Raw genomic sequence first — 23,370 nt, forward strand, 5'->3', positions numbered from 1 at the left:
CGAACGAGACCCCATCCCGCCGATGCACCTGCTCATCATCGAAGACGACCGCACGATCGCCGAGAACCTCTACGAGTACCTCGAGGCGCGCGGCCACCAGTGCGACTATGCCGGCTCGATCGCGGCGGCTGCGGCCTTGCTCGCGTGCACCGCGTTCGACGCCCTGGTGCTCGACCGCAACCTGCCCGACGGCGACGGGCTCGCGCTCGCACGCCGGCTGCGTGCCGAGGGACGTGCGATGCCGATCCTGGTGCTGACTGCGCGCGACGCGCTCGAAGACAAGCTGCTCGGCTTCGAGGCGGGCGGCGACGACTACCTGGTCAAGCCGTTCGCGCTGCAGGAGCTCGAGGTCCGCCTGCTGGCACTGGCGCGGCGCAGTGCCGTGCGGCCGGCCGACCCGGTGTTGCGCCACGGCGCGCTGGAGTTCAGGGCCGCGACCCAGGAGCTGCGCCTGCAGGGCCGTCTTCTCGCCCTGCCGCCGAAGCCCTTGCGCCTGGTCGCCGAACTGCTTGCCCAGCCCGAGCGCGTGTTCTCGCGCCGCGAGCTCGAGATCGCGGTATGGGGGCACGAGCAGGACAGCAGCGACAACCTGCGCAGTGTGCTGCACACCCTGCGGCGCACCCTCGGCGACGACGCATCCACCCAGGTGGTGAATGTCCATGGCCTCGGCTACAAGCTCGTCAGCCGCTGACTGCGGCGCGCGCCGCGGCGGCCGGCGTTGGCTGCCGGACGGCATGCGGATCCGCATCGCGGTGTCGGTCACGGCCGTGCTGGTCGTGCTCATCGTGGCGCAGTCGCTCGCCCTGGTGCGGCTCAACGAGGAGATGGAGGAGGAGTTCATCGACGGCACACTCGAGGAGCAGCTGCACTACAGCATCGAGCATAGCCGCCGCCTCGGTACCCTGATCGGGCCGCAGACTCCGAACATGACGCTCTACCGCTTCGCGCCGGGTGCGCTGCCACCGCAAGGGCTGAGCCCCGCGCTGGCCGGACTCGCGGTGGGCAATCACGAGGAATGGTCCGCCGGGCGTGAGCTGCACGTTGCAGTGCGAGAGGCCGATGGCCAGCGCTACGTGCTCGTGTACGACGAATCCGAGCATCGCAAGCGCGAGTCGGCCGTGGTCGCCACGGTCGTGATCGGCGGCCTGGTGCTGAGCGCCTTGTCCTTTCTCCTCGTCTACGCCATCGCCGCACGGCTCACGCGCGGGCTGGAGACGCTGGCCGAGCGCGTCGAGGAGGGGGGCGACGGCACGCCCTTCGCCGAGGACGGACTCGAGGCCGAGCTCCGCGTGGTGGCGCGTGCGCTGGACAGGGCCGAGGCGCGCCAGGCCGCCGTGCTGGCGCGCGAGCGCGATTTCAACGCCAATCTGTCGCACGAGCTGCGCACCCCGCTCGCCGGTATCCGAAGCGATGCCGAGATGCTGCTGAACGATCCGGTCCTGTCCGACAAGGCCCGCCGCCGTGCCGAGCGCATCATCGCCACCACCGACCGCACCACCACGCTCGCCCAAAGCCTGCTGCTGCTCGCCCGCGAGGCGCGGCCGCAGGTGCTCGAACCGATCGACCTGAGCGCGGCGGTGCGCGACGCCTGGACGCGCTTGCACCCGGCCGGCGCTGCGGCCGCAGCGCCCAGCATCCGTGTCGACCCCCAGGCCGAGCTCGTCGCCGACCCCGGCCTGCTGGCGCTCGTGCTGCGCAACCTGCTGGAGAACGCCCTGCGTCATGGCGAGGGGCGCGCGATCGAGGTGGTGCTGGAAGGGCGTCGCCTCGAGGTGTGCGATCGTGGCCCCGGCTTCGGCGACGAGGACCCGGCGCGCTGCTTCGAGCGCTTCCGGCGCGGCGGGGCCAAGCCGGGACACGGCCTCGGCCTGGCGCTGGTGCGGCACATCTGCACCGCCTGCGGCTGGGAGGCCCGCGCCGCCAACCGGCCCGACGGCGGCGCCTGCCTGACGATCGACTTCGGGCCCGCGTCGAGATAGCGCGGCTGGCGTGGTTCCGGCTGCCCGCGCTCACACTTTCCTCACACCCGCATCACGCTTTCCTCACGCCCGCCTGGGTAGATTGCGCCGATCCTTTCCGGCTCCGCGCGATCATGTTCAAGTTACGTCTTTCCCACGTCCCGCCCTTCGCTCCCTCGGCCGGCGCATCGACGCCCGTCGGGCGTCGCGCTCTGGGCGCTTCGGCGTTCGCCGCCGCCTGGTCCGGCGCGCGCAGCTGGCGCCCCGAGGTGTCGGGCGAGGGCTTGCTGGTCGGGCTCGGCCTCTATTTCGCGCTCGCCTGCAATACGCCCTTCTGGCGTGCGCTGCTCGCGAGCCGTGGCGGCGAGGGCGGCGGCCTCTTCTATGTGCTCGCGCTCGGCGTGGCGCTCGCCGCGCTCAACGTCGCGCTGCTCGCGCCGCTGCTCAACCGCTGGACGACCAAGCCGCTGCTGGGCGGCCTGATCCTCGTGGCCGCGGTGTCGAGCTACTACGCCGGCCACTTCGGCGTGTACTTCGACCCGAGCATGCTGCGCAACGTGCTGCGCACCGACCTCGCCGAGGCGCGCGAGCTCCTCACGCCCGGCTTCTTCCTGCAGGTCTCCGCGCTGGCCCTGCCGCCCCTCGTCTTTCTTGCGCGAGCGCGCGTGCGCCGGCGTCCGCTGCGGCGCGCGCTGGCGATCCGGGCCGCCGCCGCCGTGCTCGCGCTGCTCGTGGCCGTCGCGGCGCTCGGTAGCGTGTTCAAGGACTTCTCCGGGCAGATGCGCAACCACAAGGAGCTGCGCTACCTGATCACCCCCGCCGCGCCGCTGTGGTCGCTCGCGCGCGTGCTGAGCCGCGACGCGCAGGCGGCCAATCAGCCGCGCCGGCCGGTCGGCGCCGATGCCCGCCTGGGAGCGAGCTGGGCGGCGGCGAAGAAGCCGACCCTGTTCGTGATCGTGGTCGGCGAGACCGCGCGCGCCGCCAACTGGGGCCTGGACCGTGGGGCGGGGCAGTCGCCCGCCCACGACACCACGCCCGAGCTCGCCCGCCGCGCGGTCATCAACTTCCCGGACGTGACGAGCTGCGGCACCAACACCGAGGTGTCGGTGCCCTGCATGTTCTCGCTGCAGGGGCGGCGCAACTACGACGAGGATGCCATCCGCGGCAGCGAGTCCTTGCTCGATGTGCTGCGTCACGCCGGCCTGCGGGTGGTGTGGAACGACAACCAGTCCGGCTGCAAGGGCGTGTGCGCCGGGGTCGAGAGCCTGCGCCCCGACCCCGCCGCCTTGCCCGCGCTGTGCGACGGCGAGCGCTGCCTCGACGAGGCCTTGCTGGAGAGCAGTCGGGCGCTGCTGCGTGATCCGCAAGGCAACCTCGTGCTGGTCCTGCATCAGCTTGGCAACCACGGTCCGGCCTACTTCCGCCGCTATCCGGAAGCCTTCCGCCGCTTCACGCCGACCTGCGACGACGAGGACCTGTCGAAGTGCACCCGCGAGCAGGTGGTCAACAGCTATGACAACGCGCTGAGCTACACCGACCACGTGCTCGCCCGCGGCATCGACCTGCTGAAGGAGCTGGAGCCGCGCTACGACGCCGCGCTGCTGTATGTCTCGGACCATGGCGAGTCGCTCGGCGAGAACGGCCTCTACCTGCACGGGCTGCCGTACTCGATCGCGCCCGCGGAGCAGACCCGCGTGCCGATGCTGATGTGGCTGTCGTCCGGCTTCGCCGCGCGCAACCGGGTCGATGCGGCGTGCCTGCGCGGGCAGGCCGCCCGGCCCGCCAGCCATGACAACCTCTTCCATACCGTCCTGGGCCTGCTCGACGTGCGCACCGCGGTCCGCGACGACGCACTCGACCTGACCGCCCCCTGCCGGAGCTGAGCACATGCACGCCAGCGAACTCTTCACCCCGCTGCCGGTGCCCGCGCTCGATGCGTCGCGGCGCTGGCTGCTCGCGCAGTCCGCACTGCTCTTCCTCGGTGCACTGCTGCTCTACGGGACATTCGAGCGAACCGATCTGGATCGCCGCCTGGCGCACGCGCTGTTCGATGCGGAGCTCCGCCTCTTTCCCCTGAGGCACAGCTGGTTCCTCGAGGCGGTGATGCACAAGGCGGCCAAGCAGGCCACCTACGTGCTGGTGGCGGCCAGCCTGTACCTGTGCTGGCAGGGCTGGCGCGGCCGGCTGGCGTGGCTGCCCGCGCGCAATGCACTGCTCGCGGCGATCGGCATGCTCGCGATTCCGCTCGCGACCTCGACCGCCAAGCTGCTGACGGCGCGCTACTGCCCCTGGGACCTCATCGACTTCGGCGGCTACGCACCCTATCTGGGCCTGTTCGAGGCTGCGCCGCCGGGGCTCAAGGCGGGGCAGTGCTTCCCGGCCGGGCACGCGTCGACCGGCTTCCTGTGGATCGTCTGGGCGGTGGCGCTGAAACCGGCCGGGCCGCGTGCGGCGCGCGCCGCGCTCGTGGCGGGCGTGCTCGCCGGCGGCGTCCTCGGTACGGCGCGCATGCTGCAAGGTGCGCACTTCCTGTCGCACACGCTGTGGACTCTGTGGTTGGCGTGGGCCGTGAGCGTGAGCCTGGCGGTGCTCGTGCGCGCCGACCTCGGTCTCGCGGGGCGGCGCGGCGCATGACGCGTCCGCGCTGCGGCGGACCGCAGCGCTGCTCCGTCAGCGCAGGTCGACGCGGCCGCCCCGCGTGCGCTTGATCCCGGTGATCATTGCGCCGACCAGGTTCACCCGCTCCAGCCGGCCCATCACGATGGCCGCCGCGGCATGGATCCCGGCGAGTGCGATCAGGGTGGCGGCGAGCGCCTCGTGGATCTCCTCCAGCCATTCCTCGCCCCAGAACGCGTCCGTGGTCTGCAGGAAGCCGGTGAGGCCGAGTGCGAGGACCAGCGCCATCAGCGCGAGCATCATCAGCGCGCCCAGGGGATTGTGGCCGGGCTGGAAGTCGCGCCTGCCGGTGCGCATCGCCGCGAGGTGGGCGCGCAGCCGCACGGGGGTCGGGAAGAAGTTGGCGAAGCGCGCGTATTCGCTGCCGACGAAGCCCCAGACCAGGCGGGCGACGACGAGACCCGAGGCGGTGTAGCCGACGAACTGGTGCAGCGTCTCGCCGTCATCGACGACGAAGAAGTTCAGGATGACGCAGCTCACCAGGCTCCAGTGGAAGACGCGCACGAACGGGTCCCAGACCCGCAGGGCAAGTTCGGAATCGGGCGGGCGCATGGCAGAGGCTCCTTGTCGGGTGGAGGAGGGCGGCGCGCGGCCGCGCACCGCCCCGATGGCAGGTCACTTGCGTTCGAGTTCGGCGCCGGTCTCGGGATTGAAGTAGATCTCCACCTTCTTTCCGTCCTTGTCGAAGCCGTAGATCTCGTAGCAGTCGTTCTTGGTCACCTTGAAGTTCTTGATCTTGTAGCCCTGGGCTTCGACCTTGGCCTTGAAGTCGGCCTCCTTCATCCACTTCTCCTTGGGGGCGGTGCAGGTCGGGCCGGCGAGGGCCGAGGTGGAAACGAGCGCAGCGGCGGCGAGGGCGAGAATGCGGTTCATGTGTGTTCTCCTGTTTGTCGATCGAGCGCGCCCCGATCCGGAACGCGACCGCAATTTAAGCTTCCGTACATGAAGGGAAGCTGAACAGGCAGGGGCGGTGATCCGGTGCGCGACGCCCGCGGTTGGTTCCTCCTTAAGCTGCACTTAAGCCAGCATGGTCAGGATCCGGTGCAGTTCTCATCAACGGACCCCGACACACATGGACCTCCCATGGCTCGACCACCCAGCCCGCCCAGCGCCGGGCGCACAGCCCGCGGCGCGCAGTCTTCGCCTGCTCGAGGTCGATGACGCCCGCCGCCCCGCCGTGGAGCACTTCGTGCGCGAACGCTTCGCGGCGCATTACCAGGCGCGTGTACGCCACTTCATGCCGCGGCTGTTCGCACTCGAAGCCGCCGACGGCAGCCTGCACGGGGCGGTCGGCTGCCGTGGCGCGGCAGACCAGGGGCTCTTCCTCGAACGCTATCTCGACGAGCCGGTCGAGCGCGTCATCACGCGGCGGGCGGGAGAGCGGGTGGCACGCGACGGGATCGTAGAGGTCGGCAACCTCGCCGCCCACGGGGCCGGCACCGCACGCCTGCTGATCATCGCGCTCACCCGCATCCTGGCCGCTGAAGGCCTGCGCTGGGTGTGCTTCACCGGAACGCCGGCGCTGATCAACAGCTTCCGCCGCCTCGGCCTCGATCCGCTCACGCTCGGCCCTGCCGATCCGCGCCGCATGGGTGCCGAGCTGCCGGAGTGGGGCAGCTACTACGACGCCGGCCCGCTGGTGATGGCGGGCGAGATCCGGGGCGGGGATCGCACCCTCGCGGGCGCCGGCCGCGAGCTCCAATCCGGGCGTGGAGGGCAGCTCCGTGCCGGATGCGTCTGAGTCCTTCCTGGCCGGCCTCGCCCGCCATGGCGGCCGGCCCGCGCTGCGTGGCGAGAGTGGGGAGATTGCCTTCGACCGCCTGCCCGAGGCCGTCGCCGCGTGCAGGGGTGTGCTCGAGTCGGTGGCTGCGCGCCGTGTCGCGCTCGCGCTCGACAACGGCCTACAGTGGGCGCTCTGGGATCTCGCGCTGCTTGCCGACGGGCGGGTGTGCGTGCCGCTGCCGGGCTTCTTCTCGCCGGCGCAGCAGGCTCACGTGCTCGACAGTGCCGGCGTCGATACGCTGATCGTCGACCCAGTGGCCGCCAGCGCGAGCGCGGCGGTGTTCCCGGGCTTCGTGCCGGTCGCACCCGGGATCCTCCGGCGCGTGCCGGCGCAGGTTCCGGCGCTGCCCACGGGCACGGTGAAGATCACCTACACCTCCGGCACCACCGGCCAGCCCAAGGGGGTTTGCCTGAGCGCGGCGGCGCAGCTCGCGGTGGCGCGCAGCGTGGCGCGGATCGGCGAGGCTGGCGCGGTCGAGCGTCATCTGGGCGTGCTGCCGCTGGCGACGCTGCTCGAGAACATCGCCGGCTTGTACGCCGGCCTGCTCGCTGGCGCCTGCGTCGAGTTGCTGCCGATGCGCACGATCGGCTTCAGCGGGGGCGGGGGCTTCGATCCGGCGCGCTTCCTGCAGACCCTGCATGCCCGTCGACCGCACAGTCTGATCCTGTTGCCGCAGATGCTGCTCGCCTTGGTCGGGGCCGCCGAGCAGGGCCACGCGCCGCCCGCCGGGCTGCGCTTCGTCGCGGTCGGTGGCGGGCAGGTGTCGGCGCGGCTGCTGCAGCGCGCCGAAGCGCTCGGTCTGCCTGTGTACGAGGGCTACGGCCTGTCCGAGTGCGCCTCGGTGGTGTGCCTCAACACCCCGGCTGCGCGGCGCGTCGGCACGGTGGGGCGGCCCTTGCCCCATGCCGCGCTGCGCATCGCCGACGATGGCGAGGTGCAGGTGCGCGGCGCGCACATGCTGGGCTACCTGGGCGAGGCGCCGCTGGCAGACCAGCTGGTGGCAGGCGAGTGGCTGGGCACCGGCGACCTCGGCCATTTCGACGATGGTTTCCTCGTTCTGCACGGGCGCAGGAAGCACCAGTTCATCACCGCCTACGGGCGCAACGTGAATCCCGAGTGGGTCGAGGCCGAACTCGTCCAGCAGGGCCCGATCGCCCAGGCCTGGGTGCATGGCGAGGCGCTCGCCGAGAACCTCGCCGTGCTCGTGCCGCGCCGCGCCGACTGCAGCGACGCCGAGCTCGACGCGGCGGTGGCCGCCGCCAACGCGGGTTTGCCCGACTACGCGCGCGCCGGGCGCTGGCTGCGCGCCGACGCGCCCTTCACCCCGGCAAACGGCCTCCTCACCGCCAACGGCCGCCTGCGCCGCGCCGCGCTCGCGGCGCACTACCTGCCACGCAGCGGCGCCGACGGCGCCGCCTCCTGCGCGACCTTCACCTCCTTCAGCGACGAGATCGACACATGAGCTTCTTCCAGCAACTCCAGGACCAGACCGCGGCCGAGCGCGAGACGCTGTTCGCCGCACCGATCATCCAGCAGGCGCTCGCCGGCAAGGTCGCGCTGCCGAGCTACGTCGCCTTCCTCACCGAGGCGTATCACCACGTCAGCCACACCGTGCCGCTGCTGATGGCCTGCGGTGCACGCCTGCCGGCGCGGCTCGAATGGCTGCGCGGCGCGATCGCCGAATACATCGACGAGGAGTACGGCCACCAGGAGTGGATCCTCAACGACCTCGCCGCCTGCGGTGCCGACCCCGAGGCGGTGCGGCGCAGCCAGCCGGCGCTGCCCACCGAGCTGATGCTGGCCTACGTCTACGACCGCATCGCACGCCACAATCCGGTGAGCTTCTTCGGCATGGTCAATGTGCTCGAAGGCACCAGCATCGCGCTCGCCACCCGCGCGGCGGGGACGATCCGCAGCAGCCTGGGCTTGCCCCCCGAGGCCTTCAGCTACCTGAACTCGCACGGCAGCCTCGACCTCGAGCACATGGATTTCTTCGCGACCCTGATGAACCGGCTCGACGAGGATGACGACCGCGCCGCGGTGGTGCATACCGCGCGCGTCGTCTATCGCCTGTACGGCGACATTTTCCGCAGCCTGCCGCTGGCGGCCTGAGGAGCGGCGCGATGGAACTGAACGGAACCCGCGTGCTGGTCACGGGCGCGAGCGGGGGCATCGGCCAGGCGCTGGTCGAGCAGTTGTGCGCAGCGGGCGCGCAGGTGCTGGCGGTCGGTCGCGACGCGGATCGGCTCGCGGACGCACAGGAGCGCTTTCCGCAGGCGTTGCGCCGGGTCGTCGCCGATCTCGCCACGATCGCCGGCGTCGACGCGGTGGCCGCCGCGGCGCGGGAACTCGGGGGCGTCGACTGCGTGGTCCAGGCCGCCGGCCTCAACCGCTTCGGCCTCGTCGAGCAGCAGGACGACGACGCCATCGCGACCCAGGTCGCGCTCAACCTGGTGGCGCCGATGCTGCTCACGCGGCGCCTCCTGCCCCTGCTGCGCGAACGTCCGCGCGCGCTGCTGCTGTTCGTGGGCTCGACCTTCGGCGCGATCGGCTATCCCGGCTTCGCACCCTACAGCGCGACCAAGTTCGGCCTGCGCGGCTTCGCCGAGGCGCTGCGCCGCGAGCTCGCCGACGGCCCGGTGCGCGTGCTCTACCTGGCGCCGCGCGCCACGCGCACCGCGATGAACGCGAGCGCGGTGGTCGCGATGAACCGCGCGCTCGGCGTGGCGATGGACCCGCCGCAGCAGGTCGCGGCCGCGATCGTGCAGGCGCTGCGCGACGAGTCGCCCGAGCGCCATCTCGGCTGGCCGGAGAAGTTCTTCGCCCGCCTCAACCGGCTGCTGCCGCGCGTGGTCGATCGCGCCCTGCGCGGGCAGCTGGCCACCATCCGGCGTTTCGCCCATTCCGAATCGGAGGAAATCCGCTCATGAAGATGCCCGCCCAAGAAACGTTCGCCAGCGGGACGCTCCGGCTCGCCCGCCGCGTGGCGCTCCCGCTCGCCTTCCCGCTCCTCTCCCTGGTGGCCGCGCCGGCCGCCTTCGCGCTCGCCGACGCCGGCAAGCTCGAACTGCAGGCAGTGCAGGGGCGCTGGGCCGAAATCCACTACGGGCTGCCCGAGAAGCAGCGCGAGGCGGCCTTCGCCGAACTCGCCGAGCGCGCCGCCCGGGCGGTTGCCGCGGAGCCGGAGGCGGCCGAGCTGCGCATCTGGCACGGCATCGTCCTGAGCACATTGGCGGGGGCGAAGGGCGGCCTCGGTGCGCTCGGGCTCGTCAAGGAGGCCAAGGCCGAGCTCGAGACCGCCCTGCGGCTCGACCCTCAGGCGCTCGACGGCTCGGCCTACACCAGCCTCGGCAGCCTGTACTACCAGGTGCCGGGGTGGCCGGTGGGCTTCGGCGACGACGCGCAGGCCGAGAAGCTGCTGAAGCAGGCCTTGGCGATCAACCCCGGCGGGATCGATCCCAATTACTTTTACGGCGACTTCCTGGCGCGGCAGAAGCGCTACGCCGAGGCGCGCACGGCGCTGGAGAGGGCGCTCGCCGCCCCCGATCGCCCCGGACGTGCGAGCGCCGACGCCGGTCGGCGCGCGGAAGCGCGGCGCCTGCTCGAGCAGGTGGCCGCGAAGCTGGCGCAAGGCGCGCAGTAGGCGTTCAATATGCGGATGAATGCAGTGCCCATGATTGCCGGGATCACAGGGGAGGAAGGGGATGCGCATCCTGCTCGTCGAGGATGATGCCGCGCTCGGCGAGGGCATCCGCGTCGCGCTCAAGCCCGAGGCCTATACGGTCGACTGGGTGCAGGACGGTGCGAGCGCGCTGCATGCGCTCACCCACGAGGACTTCGCGCTCGCCGTGCTCGACCTCGGCCTGCCGCGCATGGATGGCCTGCAGGTGCTGCAGCGCCTGCGCGCCGCCGCCAACCCGGTGCCGGTGCTGGTGCTCACCGCGCGCGACGCCACCAGCGACCGCATCGCGGGACTGGACGCGGGGGCGGACGACTACCTCGTCAAGCCCTTCGACGTCGACGAGCTCAAGGCCCGCATCCGCGCGCTGCTGCGACGCAGCGCCAATCGTGCGCAGCCGGTGCTGCACCACGGCGAGGTCGTCCTCGATCCGGTGAACCAGCAGGTCAGCTACCGCGGCCAGCCGGTGGTCCTGCAGCGCAAGGAGTTCCTGCTGCTGCACGAGCTGCTCACCCAGCCCGGCCGCGTGCTGACCCGCGATCGGCTGCAGCAGGCCTTGTACGGCTGGGGCGAGGAGGCCGAGAGCAATACGCTCGAGGTGCATATCCACCATCTGCGGCGCAAGCTGTTTCCCGAGCTGATCCGCACCGTGCGCGGCGTGGGCTATCTGGCGGACAAGGCCTGATGGGCTCGATCCGCCGTCGCACCTTACTGCTCGTGCTCGGCCTGCTCGGCGTGGCGCTGGGTGCGATCTCCTACCTCGGTTATCGCGATGCCCGCCACGAGGTGCGCGAACTCTTCGATGCCCGTCTCGCCCAGCAGGCGCGCCTGCTCGCGGGCATGATCCCGGGCGGGATGGCACCGGATGCACGTGCGGCGCTGCAGGACGCGCTCGATGCGGGGGGGCTCGGTGCGGCCGTGGGGGAGGGGACGGACGCGGAACGCGAGGACGGTGACGAGGCGCTGCCGCTGGGCCACGAGTACGAGGGCAAGCTCGGCTTCGTGGTGGTCGACGACCAGGGGCTGGCCTTGCTGCAGTCCGCCGCGGCGCCGATGGGTGCGCTCGACCTGCTGCTCGGCGCACGCACCAGGGGCGCCGAGCAGCAGGGGCTCGGCGAGGTGGGAGAGGATCTTGCGGGCTATCACACGGTGAGTCTGCACGATGGCGCCTGGCGGCTCTTCCTGCTCCGGGATGCGCGCGACCGCCAGTGGATCCTGGTCGGCGAGCGCGAGGACGTGCGGGGAGAACTCCTGGGCAGGATCACCTTGCGCAGCGTGCTGCCCGATCTCGTCGGGTTGCCGTTGGTCGCCGTGCTGGTGTGGCTGGCGATCGGCTGGGGCCTGCGCCCGCTCGCGCGCATCGTCGAATCCTTGCAGGCGCGCGGGCCGGACGACCTCTCCGCCCTCGCGCTGCAGGACGTGCCGCAGGAGCTCGAGCCGATGGTGGCCGCGCTCGACCGCCTGCTGCATCAGGTCAACGAGCTGCTCGAACGCGAGCGCCGCTTCCTCGCCTATGCCGCGCACGAGCTGCGCACGCCGCTGGCCGTGCTGCGCATCCATGCCCAGAATGCGCTGCAGGCGCCTGATCCGGCCGATCGCGAGGAGGCGCTCCGGCTGCTGGGCTCGGGCATCGAGCGTGCCACCCGGGTGGTGGCGCAGTTGCTGACGCTGGCCCGCCTCGAACCCGACGCGAGCCGGCCCAAGAGGCTGCCGATCGAGCTGCTCGCGCTTGTCCGCGAGCAGCTCGCCGAGCTGACCCCGCTCGCCGACGAACATGGTCAGGACCTCGCCCTCGAGGCGGACGAGGGGGCCGACTTCCACCTGCTCGGCGATGCCGGCAGCCTGGGCATCCTGATGCAGAATCTGGTGGGCAACGCGGTGCGGCACACGCCGCCCGACGGCTGCATCCGCGTGCTGCTTGAGGCCACGCCCGCAGCCATCGTGCTGCGGGTGCAGGACAGCGGCCATGGCGTGCCGCCGGAGCTGCGCGAGAAGGTGTTCGAGCGCTTCTTCCGCGCCGGTGGCGGGCAGGGGGCGGGTCTCGGGCTGGCGATCGTCGCGCGCATCGTCGAACTGCATGGCGGCACGATCGCGCTCGACGGCTGTGCGCTCGGCGGGCTGGAGGTGCGGGTGGTGCTGCCGCGGGATGCCGCCGCGCCGCGCCGGGTGCAGGGCGATGAGGGGAAGGTGCCGCCGTGCTCCGCGTCCGGCGGAGCGGCCCGCCCTTAAGCGTCGCTTAAGACGGCGTCCTTACCGTGAACCTGCGCTCCGCGTGGGAGCGCTCGTCGGGTGCAAGTCGGCCCTCCGGCCGTTGCCGAGCGCCCGGCGTGAACCTGCGAGCGGGGACGGGAAGATGCCATCGAATGAAGATTTCCATGCCAGCGAGCGCGCCCTGCAGCAGCGCTGGGGCACCGCATCGCTGTGGGATGCGGCGCGCCGGGAGCGGCTGCTGTGGGATCACCTCCCGGACTGGGTGCAGCCCCGCCTCGCGGCGGCCCCGTTCTTCTTCCTCGCCACCAGCGATGCCACGGGGCGTTGCGACTGTTCCTTCAAGGGGGGCGGCCCCGGCCTGGTGCGCATCCTCGATGCGCGCCGCTTGGCGTTCCCGGATTTCGACGGCAACGGCGCGTTCATGAGCCTGGGCAACCTGCGGCAGAATCCGCAGGTCGGCTGCCTGTTCATCGACTTCGGCGACGGCGCCCGCCTGCGCGTCAATGGACGGGCGACGCTGCTCGAGGGCGAGGCGGCGGCCAGGCTCTTCCCCGGGCAGGACCGCGCCGTGGTGGTGGACGTCGAGCAGGTCGTGCCCAACTGCGCCCGCCACGTCCCCACACTGCACCCCCCCACTGCCGACGCGCGGGGCGCTGCATGAAGATTCCCTACCGCATCGCCGCCAATGTCGAGTGGACCAGCAAGTGCAACGCCGCGTGCGCGATGTGTCCGCGCGAGGCCATCGACCGCCCGCAGTCGATGAGCATGGCGACCTGGCGGCAGGTGCTCGATCGCCTGGCGCCGGACGAAATCTTCCGGGTCGTGCTGGCCGGTTACGGTGAGCCGACCACGCATCCCCGTTTCTTCGAGTTCATCGACGAGCTGCGCCCGCACCCGGTGCGCTTCGACATGGTCAGCAACGGTCACCTGCTCGACGTCGAGCGCCTGCGCCACCTCGACGGTGCGATCGACCTGCTGATGGTGTCGTTCTCCAGCATCGACCCGGACGTCTATGCCCGCGTTCACGTCAATCTCGACCAGCGCCGCGTGATGGACAACCTGCAGGCGGCGAGCCGCGTCCTGCGCCGCACCCGGCTTGCGATCAGCCTCACCCCGATGCCCGACTGCCTGCCCGCGCTGGGCGACACCATCGCGTGGTTGCGCGCGCATGGGATCGAGCGGCTGACCATGTCGCCCACGCTCTACAACCGCGGCGGCAAGCTCGAGGCCCATCGCCTGGCGAGCGCGGAGCTGCGGCGGATGATCCGCCAGCACGGGCTGCGCTCGCAGGAACTCGACTTCGTGCCGAGCGCGGCCGAGATCTTCCGCCAGTGGCGGCGCAACCGCTTCGGCTGCATTCCGCGCAATGTCGACCTGTTCGTCGCCGCGAGCGGTGACTATCTCTACTGCTACAACGATGTCGCGCACCGCCACCCGATCGGCCATGTCGCCGCCGATCCGGTGGCTGCGGTGTTGCGGCGCCGCGAGGGCATGGCGGCGCTCCCGACCTTGTGCGAGGGCTGCAACATGCGCCATCGCTATGGTCCCCGCGAGCTGCTGCGGGCAGGGGTCGGGTTTGCCCGGGCGCGCCTGCGGGAGGGATGAAGGTCTGGCGGGCGGACGTCGTGGCAGTAGTGTGGCGGCTGCCGGGACGGCGATACACTGCGGTACACACGCCCCCCGCGGGAAGACTACATTTGACGCGGACGAGCCTGAGAGCTGCCATGCCCTCCGGGAGGGCCGGCGAGCAATGTCCAACGTCGTAAAGGAGAAGACCATGAAGACGCGTACGCTGATGGCAACGGCAATGGGTGTCCTGTGCGCAGGGCTGACCTTCGCCCAGCAACCCGTCGCGGCGCCGGGGGAGGAGGCGCCCGTCTTCGGCGCCCAGATCATGACCGAGCAGGAGCGCGTGGAACATCGCGAGCGCATGCGTGCTGCGGGTACGCCCGAGGAACGCGAGCAGCTGCGGCTCGAGCATCACAAGCAGATGGTCGAGCGTGCACGCGAGCGCGGCGTCACCCTACCCGACGAGCCGCCGATGCGCGGCGGCATGGGGGCGGGCGGTGGCATGGGGGCGGGAGCCGGGATGGGGGCGGGCGGTGGCATGGGGCCGGGCGGTGGCATGGGGCCGGGCGGAGGACGGGGACCCGGAGCGGGTATGGGGCTCGGAGGGGGGATGGGTCCGGGAGGACGCATGGGATCCGGAGCGGGGATGGGATCCGGAGCGGGCATGGGACCTGGCGGCGGCGCCGCGCCCGGAGGAGACGTTCCCGCGCGTTGAGGCGCGGTCTGCGCCCAAGTCCTCGAGCTGCCGCCCTGCAAGCCGGGGCACGCCAGGCTGGCCCACGAGGGCGCGATCGTGCGCGATCCTGTCGAAACCGCCCTGGCCGTCGGCTTCGAGCCGGGAGCGGGGGGCGGCCGATCGCGACTTGCGTCGCTCCCACGAAAATCGCAGGCGCCGCATGCACGAGATGCGCGAGGGCTCCCGTGTAGGCGCGATGCAAGTCGCGATCATCGCGGACGGATCTGCATGGCGCCGACTGGCAACGCCACGGCCGCCTCCGCGCCGAGCCACCGCTTGGCTTGCGCGCTTGCGGAGGCGTGGCTCGGACAGAACGAGTAGAGTTCAGCCTCTCGTGTACATAAGCATTCAACGATGAAGAAGAATCTCTGGCTGCTCGCGATCGCGCAGGGCCTGTTCCTGACCAACAACGTGGTGTTCATCGCCATCAACGGCCTGGTGGGCTTCAGCCTGGCGCCGGTGGGCTGGATGGCGACGCTGCCGGTGATGGGCTACGTGGTGGGCGGGGCGTTGTCGACCGGGCTGGTGGCGCGCAGCCAGCGGCGCTGGGGGCGGCAGGTCTCCTTTCAGCTCGGCCTGCTGGTGGCCTTCCTGACCGCGCTGCTGTGCGCCTTCGCGCTGTCGCTCGGCAGCTTCTGGCTGCTCGTGGCGGGCACGGTGGTCGCCGGCTACTACAGCGCCAACGGCCAGCTCTACCGTTTCGCCGCCGGCGAGCTGGCGCCGTCGTCCTTCCGCGAGAAGGCGGTGTCGCTGGTGCTGGCAGGCGGCCTCATCGGTGCGGTGATCGGTCCCAACCTCGCCAACCACACGCGCGAGGCGATGGCCGTGCCCTTCCTCGGCTCCTATCTCGCGCTCGCGGTGGTGGCGCTGGTGTCGATGGCGGTGATGGCCGGAATCCGGTTTCCGCCGCAGCCGGTGAAGAAGGCGGGTGCCGACGGCGGACGGCCGCTGGGCGAGATCCTGCGCCAGCCGGTGTTCATCGTGTCCGTGCTGGCCGCGGCGATGAGCTACGGCGTGATGAACCTGCTGATGGCGGCCACGCCGCTGGCGATGGACGTGTGCGGCATGCCCTTCTCGGACGCGGCGCTGGTGCTGGAGTGGCACGTGATCGGCATGTTCGCGCCCGGCTTCTTCACCGGCCACCTGATCAAGCGCTTCGGCGTGCTGCGCATCATGGGCGTGGGCGTGGTGCTGAACTTCGCCTGCGTGGCGGTGGCGCTCTCGGGCCAGGACCTGCACCAGTTCCTGCTCGCGCTCTTCCTGCTCGGCGTGGGCTGGAACTTCCTGTTCACCGGCGCGACCACGCTGTCGATGGAAGCCTACCGGCCGGAGGAGAAGGACAAGGCGCAGGCGGCGATCAATTTCGTGGTGTTCGCGGTGATGGCGTTTACTTCTTTCGCCTCGGGCGCGCTGGTGACGACGCAGGGCTGGAATCTGCTCAACGTGGGCTCGATCGCGCCGCTCGCGCTTACCGCCGCGGCGCTGGGGTGGCTTGCGCTGCTGCGGCGGCGTGCGGCGGACGGGCAGGGCGCATGAACTTCCTCGCCCACGCCTGGCTCGCCGGAGAGTCGCCCGCGCTGGTGGTGGGCGGGGTCTTCGGGGACTGGGTCAAGGGGACACTTCCGGGCGCGCTGCCCGCCGACCTCGCGCGCGGGGTGGCGCTGCACCGCGCGATCGACGCCTTCGCCGAGACCCACCCGGCCTTCCGCGCCAGCCGCGCCCGCGTGTCGGCGGCGCGGCGGCGCTACGCCGGGGTGCTGGTCGACATCTTCTGGGACCACCTGCTGGCGCGCGACTGGGCGGAGCATGGGGAAGGGGCGCTGGCGCCCTATTGCGCCGGGGTGTACCGGCAGCTCGCGGCGCGCAGGGCGGACCTGCCCGCGCCGGCCCACCTTGCGCTGGAGCGGATGGCGCGCGAGGACTGGCTGGGCAGCTACGCCGGGCTGGAGGGCATCGCCGACGTGCTCGCGCGCATGGGCCGGCGGGCGCGCCAGCCCAACCCGCTCGCGGGCGCGGAGGTGGAGTTCGTGGCCGACCCGGCGGGCTTCGCGCAGGATTTCGCCGATTGGGTGCCGGATGCCCGGCGTTTCGTGGCGGAGTGGCGGGACGGGCGCGAGCGCGTGGAGGGCGCCGGGCCGGCTTGAACGACGCGGCGTGAGCGAAGTGCTGCGAGCGAGGTGGGGCGAAGCCACGTCACCACGCGAACTGGGCCGGGTGGTGTCGCGCCGCCTCAGGTCAGGTGCACCGGGCGCGCGGCGAAGGCCTCCGCCAGGGTGGCGAACTCGCGGCTGCGGTCGGCGCTGAGGCGATAGAAAACCCGGTTGTCCTGCGTGCGCCCGCAATAGCTGCGGATGACGACGCGCTCGATGCCGGGGATGCCGCGGTTGGCTTCGACGGTCTTGATCGCTCCCGTGCCGGTGTCGTACACGCCCGGGTGTTCGCGGAATCCGAAGGGGTCGTCGATCTTGTGCGCGTTCATGGAAGAGGCTCCTCGAACCGGAATCGCAACGGGGGAAAGGATAGCACCGGCGGGTAGGAGGCGCGTACGGGCCGTCAGTGAAAATCCCGGCTGCGCGCGGCGAGGCTGCCGAGCAGGGGCGAGTGGTCGACCACCCGGCTCGCCACCAGATGCACGACCCGGCCCTGACGGCGGATCTGGCCGAACACGCCCATCAGGCGCGCCCCGAGCAGGATGCGGCGCTGCTGTTCGAAGAGCTCGGGGCGGACGATCACGTTGGTGAGCCCGGTCTCGTCTTCCAGGGTGAGGAAGAGCGTGCCCTTCGCGGTGCCGGGGCGCTGGCGGCAGGTGACCAGGCCGGCGCCGCGGGCGAGCATGCGGTCGGGCGCGGCGGTGATGTCGGCGGCGGTGAGAAAGCGCAGGCGGGCGAGCTGCTCGCGCACGAAGGCGAGCGGGTGGCGACCGAGGGTGAAGCCGAGGCGGGCGTAGTCGGCGAGCAGGTCTTCGGCCTCGGCGGGGGCGTCCAGCGTGGCGGCGACGTCGCCGCCAGGGGCTTCGGCGAGCAGGCCGGGCAGGGGCGCGGCGCCGCTCGCCTGCCACAGGGCCTGGCGGCGATGACCGGCGAGGCTGGCGAGGGCACCGCCGGCGGCGAGGGTGCGCAGCTCGCCGGTGTCGAGCCGCGCGCGCGCGGCGAGGTCCCGGGTGTCGGCGAAGGCGTGTTCGCCACGCGCGGCGGCGATGCGCGTGGCGGCCTCGCGGCCGAGGCCGCGGATCATGCGCAGGCCGAGGCGCACCGCGGGCTGCGCGCCGTCGGCGGTCTCCAGCATGCAGTCCCACGCGCTGGCGCCGACGTCCGCCGCGCGCACCTCCACCCCATGGCGGCGGGCGTCCTGGATCAGCTGCGCGGGCGCGTAGAAGCCCATCGGCTGGCTGTTCAGCAGCGCGGCGAGGAAGGCCGCGGGCGCGAAGCACTTGAGCCAGGCCGAGGCATACACCAGCAGCGCGAAGCTGGCGGCGTGGGATTCGGGAAAGCCGTAGCTGCCGAAGCCCTCGATCTGCTGGCACAGGCGCTGGGCGAAGTCGGGGTCGTAGCCGTTGTTCGCCAGCCCGTCGAGCAGCTTCTGGCGGTAGCGCTCGAGCTCGCCCTTGCGCCGCCAGGCACCCATCGCGCGGCGCAGCTGGTCGGCCTCGCCGCCGGTAAAGTCGGCCGCGACCACCGCGAGCTGCATCACCTGCTCCTGGAAGATCGGCACGCCCAGCGTGCGCGCCAGCACACCGCGGATCTCTTCGCGCAGGCCGTCCAACGGATCCTCGCCGCGCGCCGCACGCTCGCGCGCCTGCAGGTAGGGATGGACCATGCCGCCCTGGATCGGGCCGGGGCGCACGATCGCGACTTCCACCACCAGGTCGTAGAAGCGTTGCGGCCTCAGGCGCGGCAGCATGGTCATCTGCGCGCGCGACTCGACCTGGAACACGCCGACCGAATCGGCGCGCGACAGCATTTCGTAGACCTCCTTTCGTTCGCGCGGGATGGTCGCCAGCGTCAGCGCCTCGCCGCGCCATGCCGACACCAGGGCGAGGCCGCGACGCAGCGCCGACAGCATGCCGAGCGCGAGCACGTCGATCTTCATCAGGCCGACCGCGTCGAGGTCGTCCTTGTCCCACTGGATCACGGTGCGATCGGACATGGCGGCGTTCTCCACCGGCACCAGCTCGTCGAGCCGGCCGCGCGCGATGACGAAGCCGCCGACGTGCTGGGAGAGGTGGCGCGGAAAGCCGATGAGTTCCTCGGTGAGTGCGACCAGCCTTTGCGTGACCGGGCTGGCGGGGTCGAGCCCGGCCTCCGCGAGGCGCTCGGGCAGGATGTGGCGGCCGTCGAACCAGTGGTGCTCGCGGGTGAGGCGCTCGATCTGCGTCTCGTCGAGGCCGAGCGCGCGGCCGACGTCGCGCAGCGCGCTGCGTGCGCGGTAGCGGATCACGGTGGCGGCGAGCGCGGCGCGTTCGCGGCCGTACTTGCGGTAGAGGTACTGGATGACCTCCTCGCGGCGCTCGTGCTCGAAGTCGACGTCGATGTCGGGCGGCTCGTCGCGCTCTCGCGAGATGAAGCGCTCGACCAGCATGATGCCCAGCTGCGGATCGACCTCGGTGATGCCCAGTGCCCAGCACACCACCGAGTTGGCCGCCGAGCCGCGGCCCTGGCACAGGATGCCGCGCTCGCGGGCGAAGCGCACGATGTCGTGCACGGTGAGGAAGTAGGGCTCGTAGCCGAGCTCGGCGATGAGCGCGAGCTCGTGCTCGATCTGCGCGCGCACCGTGGGCGGGGCGGGGTCTTCGGCCGGTGGCGGTGCGGCCGCGATCGTGGCAGGCGCGGCTGCGCGGCGCTCCTTGCCGGCCTTGCCGTAGCGCCAGGCCAGCCCGCCCTCGACCAGCCGGCGCAGCCAGCGCGTCGGGGTCTCGTCCGCGGGGACGAGCTCGGCGGGGTACTCGTAGCGCAGCTCGTCGAGGTCGAAGCGGCAGCGCGCCGCCACCGCCACGGTCTCGGCGAGCAGCTCGGGAGGATGGCGGCGGGCGAGGGTCGCGCGCTCGTGCAGGCGCAGCTCGGCATTGGGCGCGAGCGCCAGGCCGGCCTCGGCCACGCTGCAGTGCAGGCGCAGCGCGCTCATCACGTCGGCGAGCGGGCGCCGCGCGGCCTCGTGCATGAGCGCGCCGCCGGCGGCGACCGCAGGGACGCCGGTGGCCTGGGCGATGCGCAGGATCCAGTGCAGGCGGGCGGGATCGCGTCCGTCCAGGCGCGGGGTGTGGGCGATCCAGGAGCGTCCGGGGAAGCGCTTCGCCAGCCAGCGCGCTTCGCTGCGCAGGGCGACGGCCGCGTCGCCGGCGGCACCCGGCGGCGGGAATTCCTCGGGTGGGATCAGCAGCGCCAGGCAGCCGGGCAGGGCTTCGGCGGCCGCCTCGTCTGCGCGGGTGGCGTCGAGCATCGCGCGCGTGAGGTGGTAGCGGCCCTTGTCGGCGCTCCGCCTGGCCTGGGTGAGCAGGCGCGAGAGCCGGCCGTAGCCGGCGCGATCGGCGGCGAGCAGGACGAGGCAGGGCCCGTCGGCGAGGCGCAGCTCGCAGCCGACGATCAGGCGCGGCCGGCCGGCTTCGGGCAGGGCCTGCAGCGCGCGGTGGGCGCGCACCACGCCGGCGAAGGAGCATTCGTCGGTGAGGGCGATCGCGCTGTAGCCGAAGGCTGCCGCCTGCGCGACGAGCTCCTCGGGGTGCGAGGCGCCGCGCTGGAAGCTGAAGTTGCTCAGGCAGTGGAGTTCGGCGTAGGCGGGAAGCATGTTTTGACTGTATAAAAATACAGTTCATCAGGCAAGTCGGGCGAGTGTCCTCCACGGCGATTGCGGGTCCACCGCAATCGCGCAATCCGGACCTGCTGTTAAACTCGCGTCCTTTGCAACACCGTGCTGGCCAAGATGCCGGCCTGGTGCCTTTTTCGAAGAATTCCCGGCCGCAAGGCTGCCAAGGAGACCTCCATGTCCTTCCCCCTGTCCCGCAAGGTCCTGTTCGGCGCGCTGGCGCTCGCGTTCGCGATGGCGATGCCGGCGTACGCACAGCAGAAGTCGGTCGCCATCACCGCGATCGTCGAGCATCCCGCGCTCGATTCGGTGCGCGACGGGGTCAAGGAGGCGCTGGCCGCGGCCGGCTACGAGGACGGCAAGAACCTGAAGTGGCAGTATCAGAGCGCCCAGGGCAACACCGGCACCGCGGCGCAGATCGCACGCAAGTTCGTCGGCGACAAGGCCGACGTGATCGTCGCGATCGCCACCCCCTCGGCGCAGGCCGTCGCGGCCGCGACCAAGGACATCCCGCTGGTGTTTTCGGCGGTGACCGATCCGGTGGTGGCCAAGCTGGTGCCCTCGATGCAGCCCTCGGGCACCAACGTCACCGGGGTGTCGGATGCCCTCGAGCTCGGCAAGCAGGTCGAGCTGATCAAGCGCGTCGTGCCCGCCGCCAAGCGTGTCGGCATCGTCTACAACCCGGGCGAGGCCAACTCGGTGGTCGTGGTCGAGCAGCTGCGCGAGCTGCTGCCCAAGCACGGCCTGAGCCTGGTCGAAGCCGCGGCGCCGCGCTCGGTGGACGTCGGCTCGGCGGCGCGCAGCCTGATCGGCAAGGCCGACGTGTTCTACACCAGCACCGACAACAACGTCGTGTCGGCCTACGAGGCCCTGGTCAAGGTGGGCATGGACGCCAAGATCCCGCTCGTGGCCGCCGACACCGACAGCGTGGCGCGCGGTGCGGTCGCGGCCTACGGCATGGACTACAAGGCGCTCGGCGTGCAGACCGGCGAGATCGTGGTTCGCATCCTCAAGGGTGAGAAGCCCGGTGCGATCGCCTCCGAGACCAGCAACAAGCTGTCGCTGCAGGTGAACCCGGCTGCGGCGCAGAAGCAGGGCATCACCCTGGCGGAAGACCTCGTCAAGTCGGCTGCCAAGGTCGTCCAGTAAGCGGGTCGCCCGCATCCCCGCGCGGCCGTCGATGCCCGGCCGCGGGGGACGCGTCCCGGCGCGCGTTCCGCTCGATCCTCACCAACGGTAATCCCCCAATGTCGCTCTACACCTTGCTCGGGGCGCTGGAGATCGGCCTGATCTTCAGCCTCGTCGCCCTCGGCGTGTACATCTCCTTCCGGCTGCTGCGCTTTCCCGACCTCACCGTGGATGGCAGCTTCCCGCTCGGTGGCGCCGTCGCCGCGACCATGATCGCCGCCGGCCACGACCCCTTCACCGCGACCATCGCGGCGACGCTCGCCGGCGCGATCGCCGGGCTGATCACCGGCTGGCTCAACGTCAGCCTCAAGATCATGGACCTGCTCGCCAGCATCCTGATGATGATCGCCCTGTACTCGATCAACCTGCGCATCATGGGCAAGCCCAACGTGCCGCTGATCACCGAACCCACCGTGTTCAACCTGCTGCAGCCCGAGGCGCTCGCCGACTACGTGTTCCGGCCCTTGCTGCTCGTCTTCGTGGTGCTGGCGGTCAAGCTCGCGCTCGACGGTTTCTTCGCCACCCAGAGCGGCCTGGCGATCCGCGCGACGGGCTCGAACGCGCGCATGGCGCGCGCGCAGGGCGTCAACACCGGCATGGCGATCCTGGCCGGCATGGCCCTGTCGAACGCCTTGGTGGGCCTGGCCGGGGCGCTGTTCGCGCAGACCCAGGGCGGCGCCGACATCTCGATGGGCGTGGGGACGATCGTCATCGGTCTCGCGGCGGTGATCGTGGGCGAGAGCCTGCTGCCCTCGCGCAAGCTCTACCTGGCGACGATCGCGGTGATCGTTGGCGCCATCGTGTATCGCTTCTTCATCGCGCTCGCGCTCAATTCCGACTTCATCGGCCTGCAGGCGCAGGACCTCAACCTCGTCACCGCGGTGCTGGTGACGGTCGCGCTGGTGGTGCCGCGCCTGCGCGCGCACTGGTCCGGAAAAAGGGTGAGCTGAAATATGTTGAAAGCAACCGACCTTCGTCTCACCTTCAACCCTGGCACGCCGATCGAGACCCAGGCCCTGCGCGGCATGTCGCTCGAGATCCCGACCGGGCAGTTCGTCACCGTGATCGGTTCCAACGGCGCCGGCAAGTCGACCTTCCTGAATGCCGTCTCCGGCGAGCAGAAGGTCGACAGCGGCACGATCGAGATCGACGGCATCGACATGACCCGCCAGCCGGTGTGGGGGCGTGCGCGCCACGTCGCGCGGGTGTTCCAGGACCCGCTCGCCGGCACCTGCGAGGATCTCACCATCGAGGAAAACATGGCGCTCGCCAAGATGCGCGGTGAGCGCCGGGGTTTTTCGTTCGCGGTCAAGCCGGCGCTGCGCGAGGAGTTCCGCGCGCAGATCGCCACGCTGGGTCTCGGCCTGGAGAATCGCCTCTCGGACCGCATCGGCCTGCTCTCCGGTGGCCAGCGCCAGGCGGTGAGCCTCTTGATGGCGGCGCTGCAGCCCTCGCGCCTGCTGCTGCTCGACGAGCACACCGCCGCGCTCGATCCGCGCACCGCGGCCTTCGTACTGGAACTGACCGTGCGCATCGTCGCCGAGCACAAGCTCACCACGATGATGGTCACGCACTCGATGCGCCAGGCGCTCGACGTCGGCCAGCGCACCGTGATGCTGCACCAGGGCCGCGTCGTGCTCGACGTCTCCGGCAAGGAACGCGAGGGCCTCGACGTGCATCACCTGCTCGACATGTTCGAGAAGGTGCGCGGCGAGAAGATCGACGACGACGCGCTGCTGCTGGGCTGATTCCCCGGGTCGAGTCTCGGGGC

Annotated in this window: 23 protein-coding genes; 19 read left to right on the plus strand and 4 right to left on the minus strand. The window is 71.4% G+C overall.

The genetic code is table 11. From position 1 onward, the window contains the following. Positions 1-22: 22 nt before the first annotated feature. The 4 genes from TMZ1T_RS09565 (at position 23) to TMZ1T_RS09580 (ending at position 4,592) form a co-directional block, all read left to right on the plus strand. Entirely contained in the window at positions 23-691 is a 669-nt protein-coding gene (locus TMZ1T_RS09565; RefSeq protein WP_004305366.1) for a response regulator transcription factor, read from the plus strand. Positions 692-734: 43 nt separating this feature from the next. After that, on the plus strand, positions 735-1,979 hold the full coding sequence (locus tag TMZ1T_RS09570) for a sensor histidine kinase (protein ID WP_012585257.1): 1,245 nt from the start codon (positions 735-737) through the stop codon (positions 1,977-1,979). A 113-nt stretch (positions 1,980-2,092) separates the two neighbouring features. Further along, a complete protein-coding gene (locus tag TMZ1T_RS09575; protein WP_012585258.1) occupies positions 2,093-3,841 on the plus strand; it encodes a phosphoethanolamine transferase in 1,749 nt (582 codons plus the stop codon). A 4-nt stretch (positions 3,842-3,845) separates the two neighbouring features. Continuing rightward, entirely contained in the window at positions 3,846-4,592 is a 747-nt protein-coding gene (locus TMZ1T_RS09580; RefSeq protein WP_012585259.1) for a phosphatase PAP2 family protein, read from the plus strand. Between the two features lie 36 nt (positions 4,593-4,628). Here TMZ1T_RS09580 and TMZ1T_RS09585 read toward each other — a convergent pair whose 3' ends face one another. Next, positions 4,629-5,186 (minus strand): cytochrome b/b6 domain-containing protein, encoded by a 558-nt coding sequence (locus TMZ1T_RS09585; protein WP_004305357.1) that lies wholly within the window; start codon positions 5,184-5,186, stop codon positions 4,629-4,631. 63 nt (positions 5,187-5,249) lie between these two features. Continuing rightward, positions 5,250-5,507: a PepSY domain-containing protein gene (locus tag TMZ1T_RS09590; protein WP_012585260.1), complete on the minus strand. Its 258-nt coding sequence runs from the start codon at positions 5,505-5,507 to the stop codon at positions 5,250-5,252. 199 nt (positions 5,508-5,706) lie between these two features. On the opposite strand from TMZ1T_RS09590, the gene TMZ1T_RS09595 reads away from it, so the two are divergent. The 12 genes from TMZ1T_RS09595 to TMZ1T_RS09650 all read left to right on the plus strand — a co-directional run bounded on the left by TMZ1T_RS09595 (position 5,707) and on the right by TMZ1T_RS09650 (position 16,756). Beyond that, positions 5,707-6,375, plus strand: coding sequence for a thermostable hemolysin (locus TMZ1T_RS09595; RefSeq protein WP_004305353.1), 669 nt, complete (start codon positions 5,707-5,709; stop codon positions 6,373-6,375). Next, complete coding sequence (locus TMZ1T_RS09600; RefSeq protein WP_012585261.1) at positions 6,359-7,879, plus strand: AMP-binding protein; 1,521 nt, start codon at positions 6,359-6,361, stop codon at positions 7,877-7,879. Before TMZ1T_RS09595 ends, TMZ1T_RS09600 begins: the two co-directional genes overlap by 17 nt. After that, on the plus strand, positions 7,876-8,529 hold the full coding sequence (locus tag TMZ1T_RS09605; RefSeq protein WP_012585262.1) for a TenA family transcriptional regulator: 654 nt from the start codon (positions 7,876-7,878) through the stop codon (positions 8,527-8,529). The genes TMZ1T_RS09600 and TMZ1T_RS09605 overlap by 4 nt, the downstream gene beginning before the upstream one ends. An 11-nt stretch (positions 8,530-8,540) precedes the next feature. Beyond that, a complete protein-coding gene (locus TMZ1T_RS09610) occupies positions 8,541-9,347 on the plus strand; it encodes an SDR family oxidoreductase (protein WP_012585263.1) in 807 nt (268 codons plus the stop codon). Next, positions 9,344-10,060, plus strand: coding sequence for a tetratricopeptide repeat protein (locus TMZ1T_RS09615; RefSeq protein ID WP_004305345.1), 717 nt, complete (start codon positions 9,344-9,346; stop codon positions 10,058-10,060). The genes TMZ1T_RS09610 and TMZ1T_RS09615 overlap by 4 nt, the downstream gene beginning before the upstream one ends. A 61-nt stretch (positions 10,061-10,121) precedes the next feature. After that, on the plus strand, positions 10,122-10,781 hold the full coding sequence (locus TMZ1T_RS09620) for a response regulator (RefSeq protein ID WP_004305343.1): 660 nt from the start codon (positions 10,122-10,124) through the stop codon (positions 10,779-10,781). Continuing rightward, positions 10,781-12,325, plus strand: coding sequence for an ATP-binding protein (locus tag TMZ1T_RS09625; RefSeq protein WP_012585264.1), 1,545 nt, complete (start codon positions 10,781-10,783; stop codon positions 12,323-12,325). Before TMZ1T_RS09620 ends, TMZ1T_RS09625 begins: the two co-directional genes overlap by 1 nt. 124 nt (positions 12,326-12,449) lie before the next feature. Beyond that, positions 12,450-12,968 carry a pyridoxamine 5'-phosphate oxidase family protein gene (locus TMZ1T_RS09630; protein ID WP_012585265.1) on the plus strand — a complete coding sequence of 173 codons (519 nt, stop codon included), beginning with the start codon at positions 12,450-12,452 and terminating at the stop codon, positions 12,966-12,968. Next, positions 12,965-13,912 carry a radical SAM protein gene (locus tag TMZ1T_RS09635; RefSeq protein WP_012585266.1) on the plus strand — a complete coding sequence of 316 codons (948 nt, stop codon included), beginning with the start codon at positions 12,965-12,967 and terminating at the stop codon, positions 13,910-13,912. The genes TMZ1T_RS09630 and TMZ1T_RS09635 overlap by 4 nt, the downstream gene beginning before the upstream one ends. Before the next feature lie 145 nt (positions 13,913-14,057). After that, positions 14,058-14,591 carry a hypothetical protein gene (locus TMZ1T_RS09640; protein WP_086014416.1) on the plus strand — a complete coding sequence of 178 codons (534 nt, stop codon included), beginning with the start codon at positions 14,058-14,060 and terminating at the stop codon, positions 14,589-14,591. Positions 14,592-14,966: 375 nt separating this feature from the next. Next, entirely contained in the window at positions 14,967-16,148 is a 1,182-nt protein-coding gene (locus tag TMZ1T_RS09645; protein WP_004305335.1) for an MFS transporter, read from the plus strand. Next, a complete protein-coding gene (locus tag TMZ1T_RS09650) occupies positions 16,145-16,756 on the plus strand; it encodes an acyl carrier protein phosphodiesterase (protein ID WP_012585268.1) in 612 nt (203 codons plus the stop codon). The genes TMZ1T_RS09645 and TMZ1T_RS09650 overlap by 4 nt, the downstream gene beginning before the upstream one ends. Before the next feature lie 86 nt (positions 16,757-16,842). Here the strand turns inward: TMZ1T_RS09650 and TMZ1T_RS09655 are convergent, their stop codons facing one another. Continuing rightward, positions 16,843-17,091: a hypothetical protein gene (locus TMZ1T_RS09655; RefSeq protein ID WP_012585269.1), complete on the minus strand. Its 249-nt coding sequence runs from the start codon at positions 17,089-17,091 to the stop codon at positions 16,843-16,845. Between the two features lie 74 nt (positions 17,092-17,165). Continuing rightward, entirely contained in the window at positions 17,166-20,393 is a 3,228-nt protein-coding gene (locus TMZ1T_RS09660) for an error-prone DNA polymerase (RefSeq protein ID WP_012585270.1), read from the minus strand. A 195-nt stretch (positions 20,394-20,588) separates the two neighbouring features. On the opposite strand from TMZ1T_RS09660, the gene TMZ1T_RS09665 reads away from it, so the two are divergent. The 3 genes from TMZ1T_RS09665 to TMZ1T_RS09675 all read left to right on the plus strand — a co-directional run bounded on the left by TMZ1T_RS09665 (position 20,589) and on the right by TMZ1T_RS09675 (position 23,347). Next, a complete protein-coding gene (locus TMZ1T_RS09665) occupies positions 20,589-21,560 on the plus strand; it encodes an ABC transporter substrate-binding protein (protein WP_012585271.1) in 972 nt (323 codons plus the stop codon). A gap of 98 nt (positions 21,561-21,658) precedes the next feature. Then, the gene (locus TMZ1T_RS09670; RefSeq protein WP_004323767.1) at positions 21,659-22,549 is read left to right on the plus strand and encodes an ABC transporter permease; all 891 of its coding nucleotides are present in this window, start codon (positions 21,659-21,661) and stop codon (positions 22,547-22,549) included. Positions 22,550-22,552: 3 nt separating this feature from the next. Next, complete coding sequence (locus TMZ1T_RS09675) at positions 22,553-23,347, plus strand: ABC transporter ATP-binding protein (protein ID WP_004323766.1); 795 nt, start codon at positions 22,553-22,555, stop codon at positions 23,345-23,347. Positions 23,348-23,370 lie beyond the last annotated feature (23 nt).

It is taken from the genome of Thauera aminoaromatica, from assembly GCF_000021765.1.
Taxonomy (GTDB): domain Bacteria; phylum Pseudomonadota; class Gammaproteobacteria; order Burkholderiales; family Rhodocyclaceae; genus Thauera; species Thauera aminoaromatica.

Coding starts and splice junctions, on each gene's coding strand:
- TMZ1T_RS09565 (WP_004305366.1), top strand. CDS start 23: ATGCACCTGCTCATCATCGAAGACGACCGCACGATCGCCGAGAACCTC.
- TMZ1T_RS09570 (WP_012585257.1), top strand. CDS start 735: ATGCGGATCCGCATCGCGGTGTCGGTCACGGCCGTGCTGGTCGTGCTC.
- TMZ1T_RS09575 (WP_012585258.1), top strand. CDS start 2,093: ATGTTCAAGTTACGTCTTTCCCACGTCCCGCCCTTCGCTCCCTCGGCC.
- TMZ1T_RS09580 (WP_012585259.1), top strand. CDS start 3,846: ATGCACGCCAGCGAACTCTTCACCCCGCTGCCGGTGCCCGCGCTCGAT.
- TMZ1T_RS09585 (WP_004305357.1), bottom strand. CDS start 5,186: ATGCGCCCGCCCGATTCCGAACTTGCCCTGCGGGTCTGGGACCCGTTC.
- TMZ1T_RS09590 (WP_012585260.1), bottom strand. CDS start 5,507: ATGAACCGCATTCTCGCCCTCGCCGCCGCTGCGCTCGTTTCCACCTCG.
- TMZ1T_RS09595 (WP_004305353.1), top strand. CDS start 5,707: ATGGACCTCCCATGGCTCGACCACCCAGCCCGCCCAGCGCCGGGCGCA.
- TMZ1T_RS09605 (WP_012585262.1), top strand. CDS start 7,876: ATGAGCTTCTTCCAGCAACTCCAGGACCAGACCGCGGCCGAGCGCGAG.
- TMZ1T_RS09610 (WP_012585263.1), top strand. CDS start 8,541: ATGGAACTGAACGGAACCCGCGTGCTGGTCACGGGCGCGAGCGGGGGC.
- TMZ1T_RS09615 (WP_004305345.1), top strand. CDS start 9,344: ATGAAGATGCCCGCCCAAGAAACGTTCGCCAGCGGGACGCTCCGGCTC.
- TMZ1T_RS09620 (WP_004305343.1), top strand. CDS start 10,122: ATGCGCATCCTGCTCGTCGAGGATGATGCCGCGCTCGGCGAGGGCATC.
- TMZ1T_RS09625 (WP_012585264.1), top strand. CDS start 10,781: ATGGGCTCGATCCGCCGTCGCACCTTACTGCTCGTGCTCGGCCTGCTC.
- TMZ1T_RS09630 (WP_012585265.1), top strand. CDS start 12,450: ATGCCATCGAATGAAGATTTCCATGCCAGCGAGCGCGCCCTGCAGCAG.
- TMZ1T_RS09635 (WP_012585266.1), top strand. CDS start 12,965: ATGAAGATTCCCTACCGCATCGCCGCCAATGTCGAGTGGACCAGCAAG.
- TMZ1T_RS09640 (WP_086014416.1), top strand. CDS start 14,058: ATGTCCAACGTCGTAAAGGAGAAGACCATGAAGACGCGTACGCTGATG.
- TMZ1T_RS09645 (WP_004305335.1), top strand. CDS start 14,967: ATGAAGAAGAATCTCTGGCTGCTCGCGATCGCGCAGGGCCTGTTCCTG.
- TMZ1T_RS09650 (WP_012585268.1), top strand. CDS start 16,145: ATGAACTTCCTCGCCCACGCCTGGCTCGCCGGAGAGTCGCCCGCGCTG.
- TMZ1T_RS09655 (WP_012585269.1), bottom strand. CDS start 17,091: ATGAACGCGCACAAGATCGACGACCCCTTCGGATTCCGCGAACACCCG.
- TMZ1T_RS09660 (WP_012585270.1), bottom strand. CDS start 20,393: ATGCTTCCCGCCTACGCCGAACTCCACTGCCTGAGCAACTTCAGCTTC.
- TMZ1T_RS09665 (WP_012585271.1), top strand. CDS start 20,589: ATGTCCTTCCCCCTGTCCCGCAAGGTCCTGTTCGGCGCGCTGGCGCTC.
- TMZ1T_RS09670 (WP_004323767.1), top strand. CDS start 21,659: ATGTCGCTCTACACCTTGCTCGGGGCGCTGGAGATCGGCCTGATCTTC.
- TMZ1T_RS09675 (WP_004323766.1), top strand. CDS start 22,553: ATGTTGAAAGCAACCGACCTTCGTCTCACCTTCAACCCTGGCACGCCG.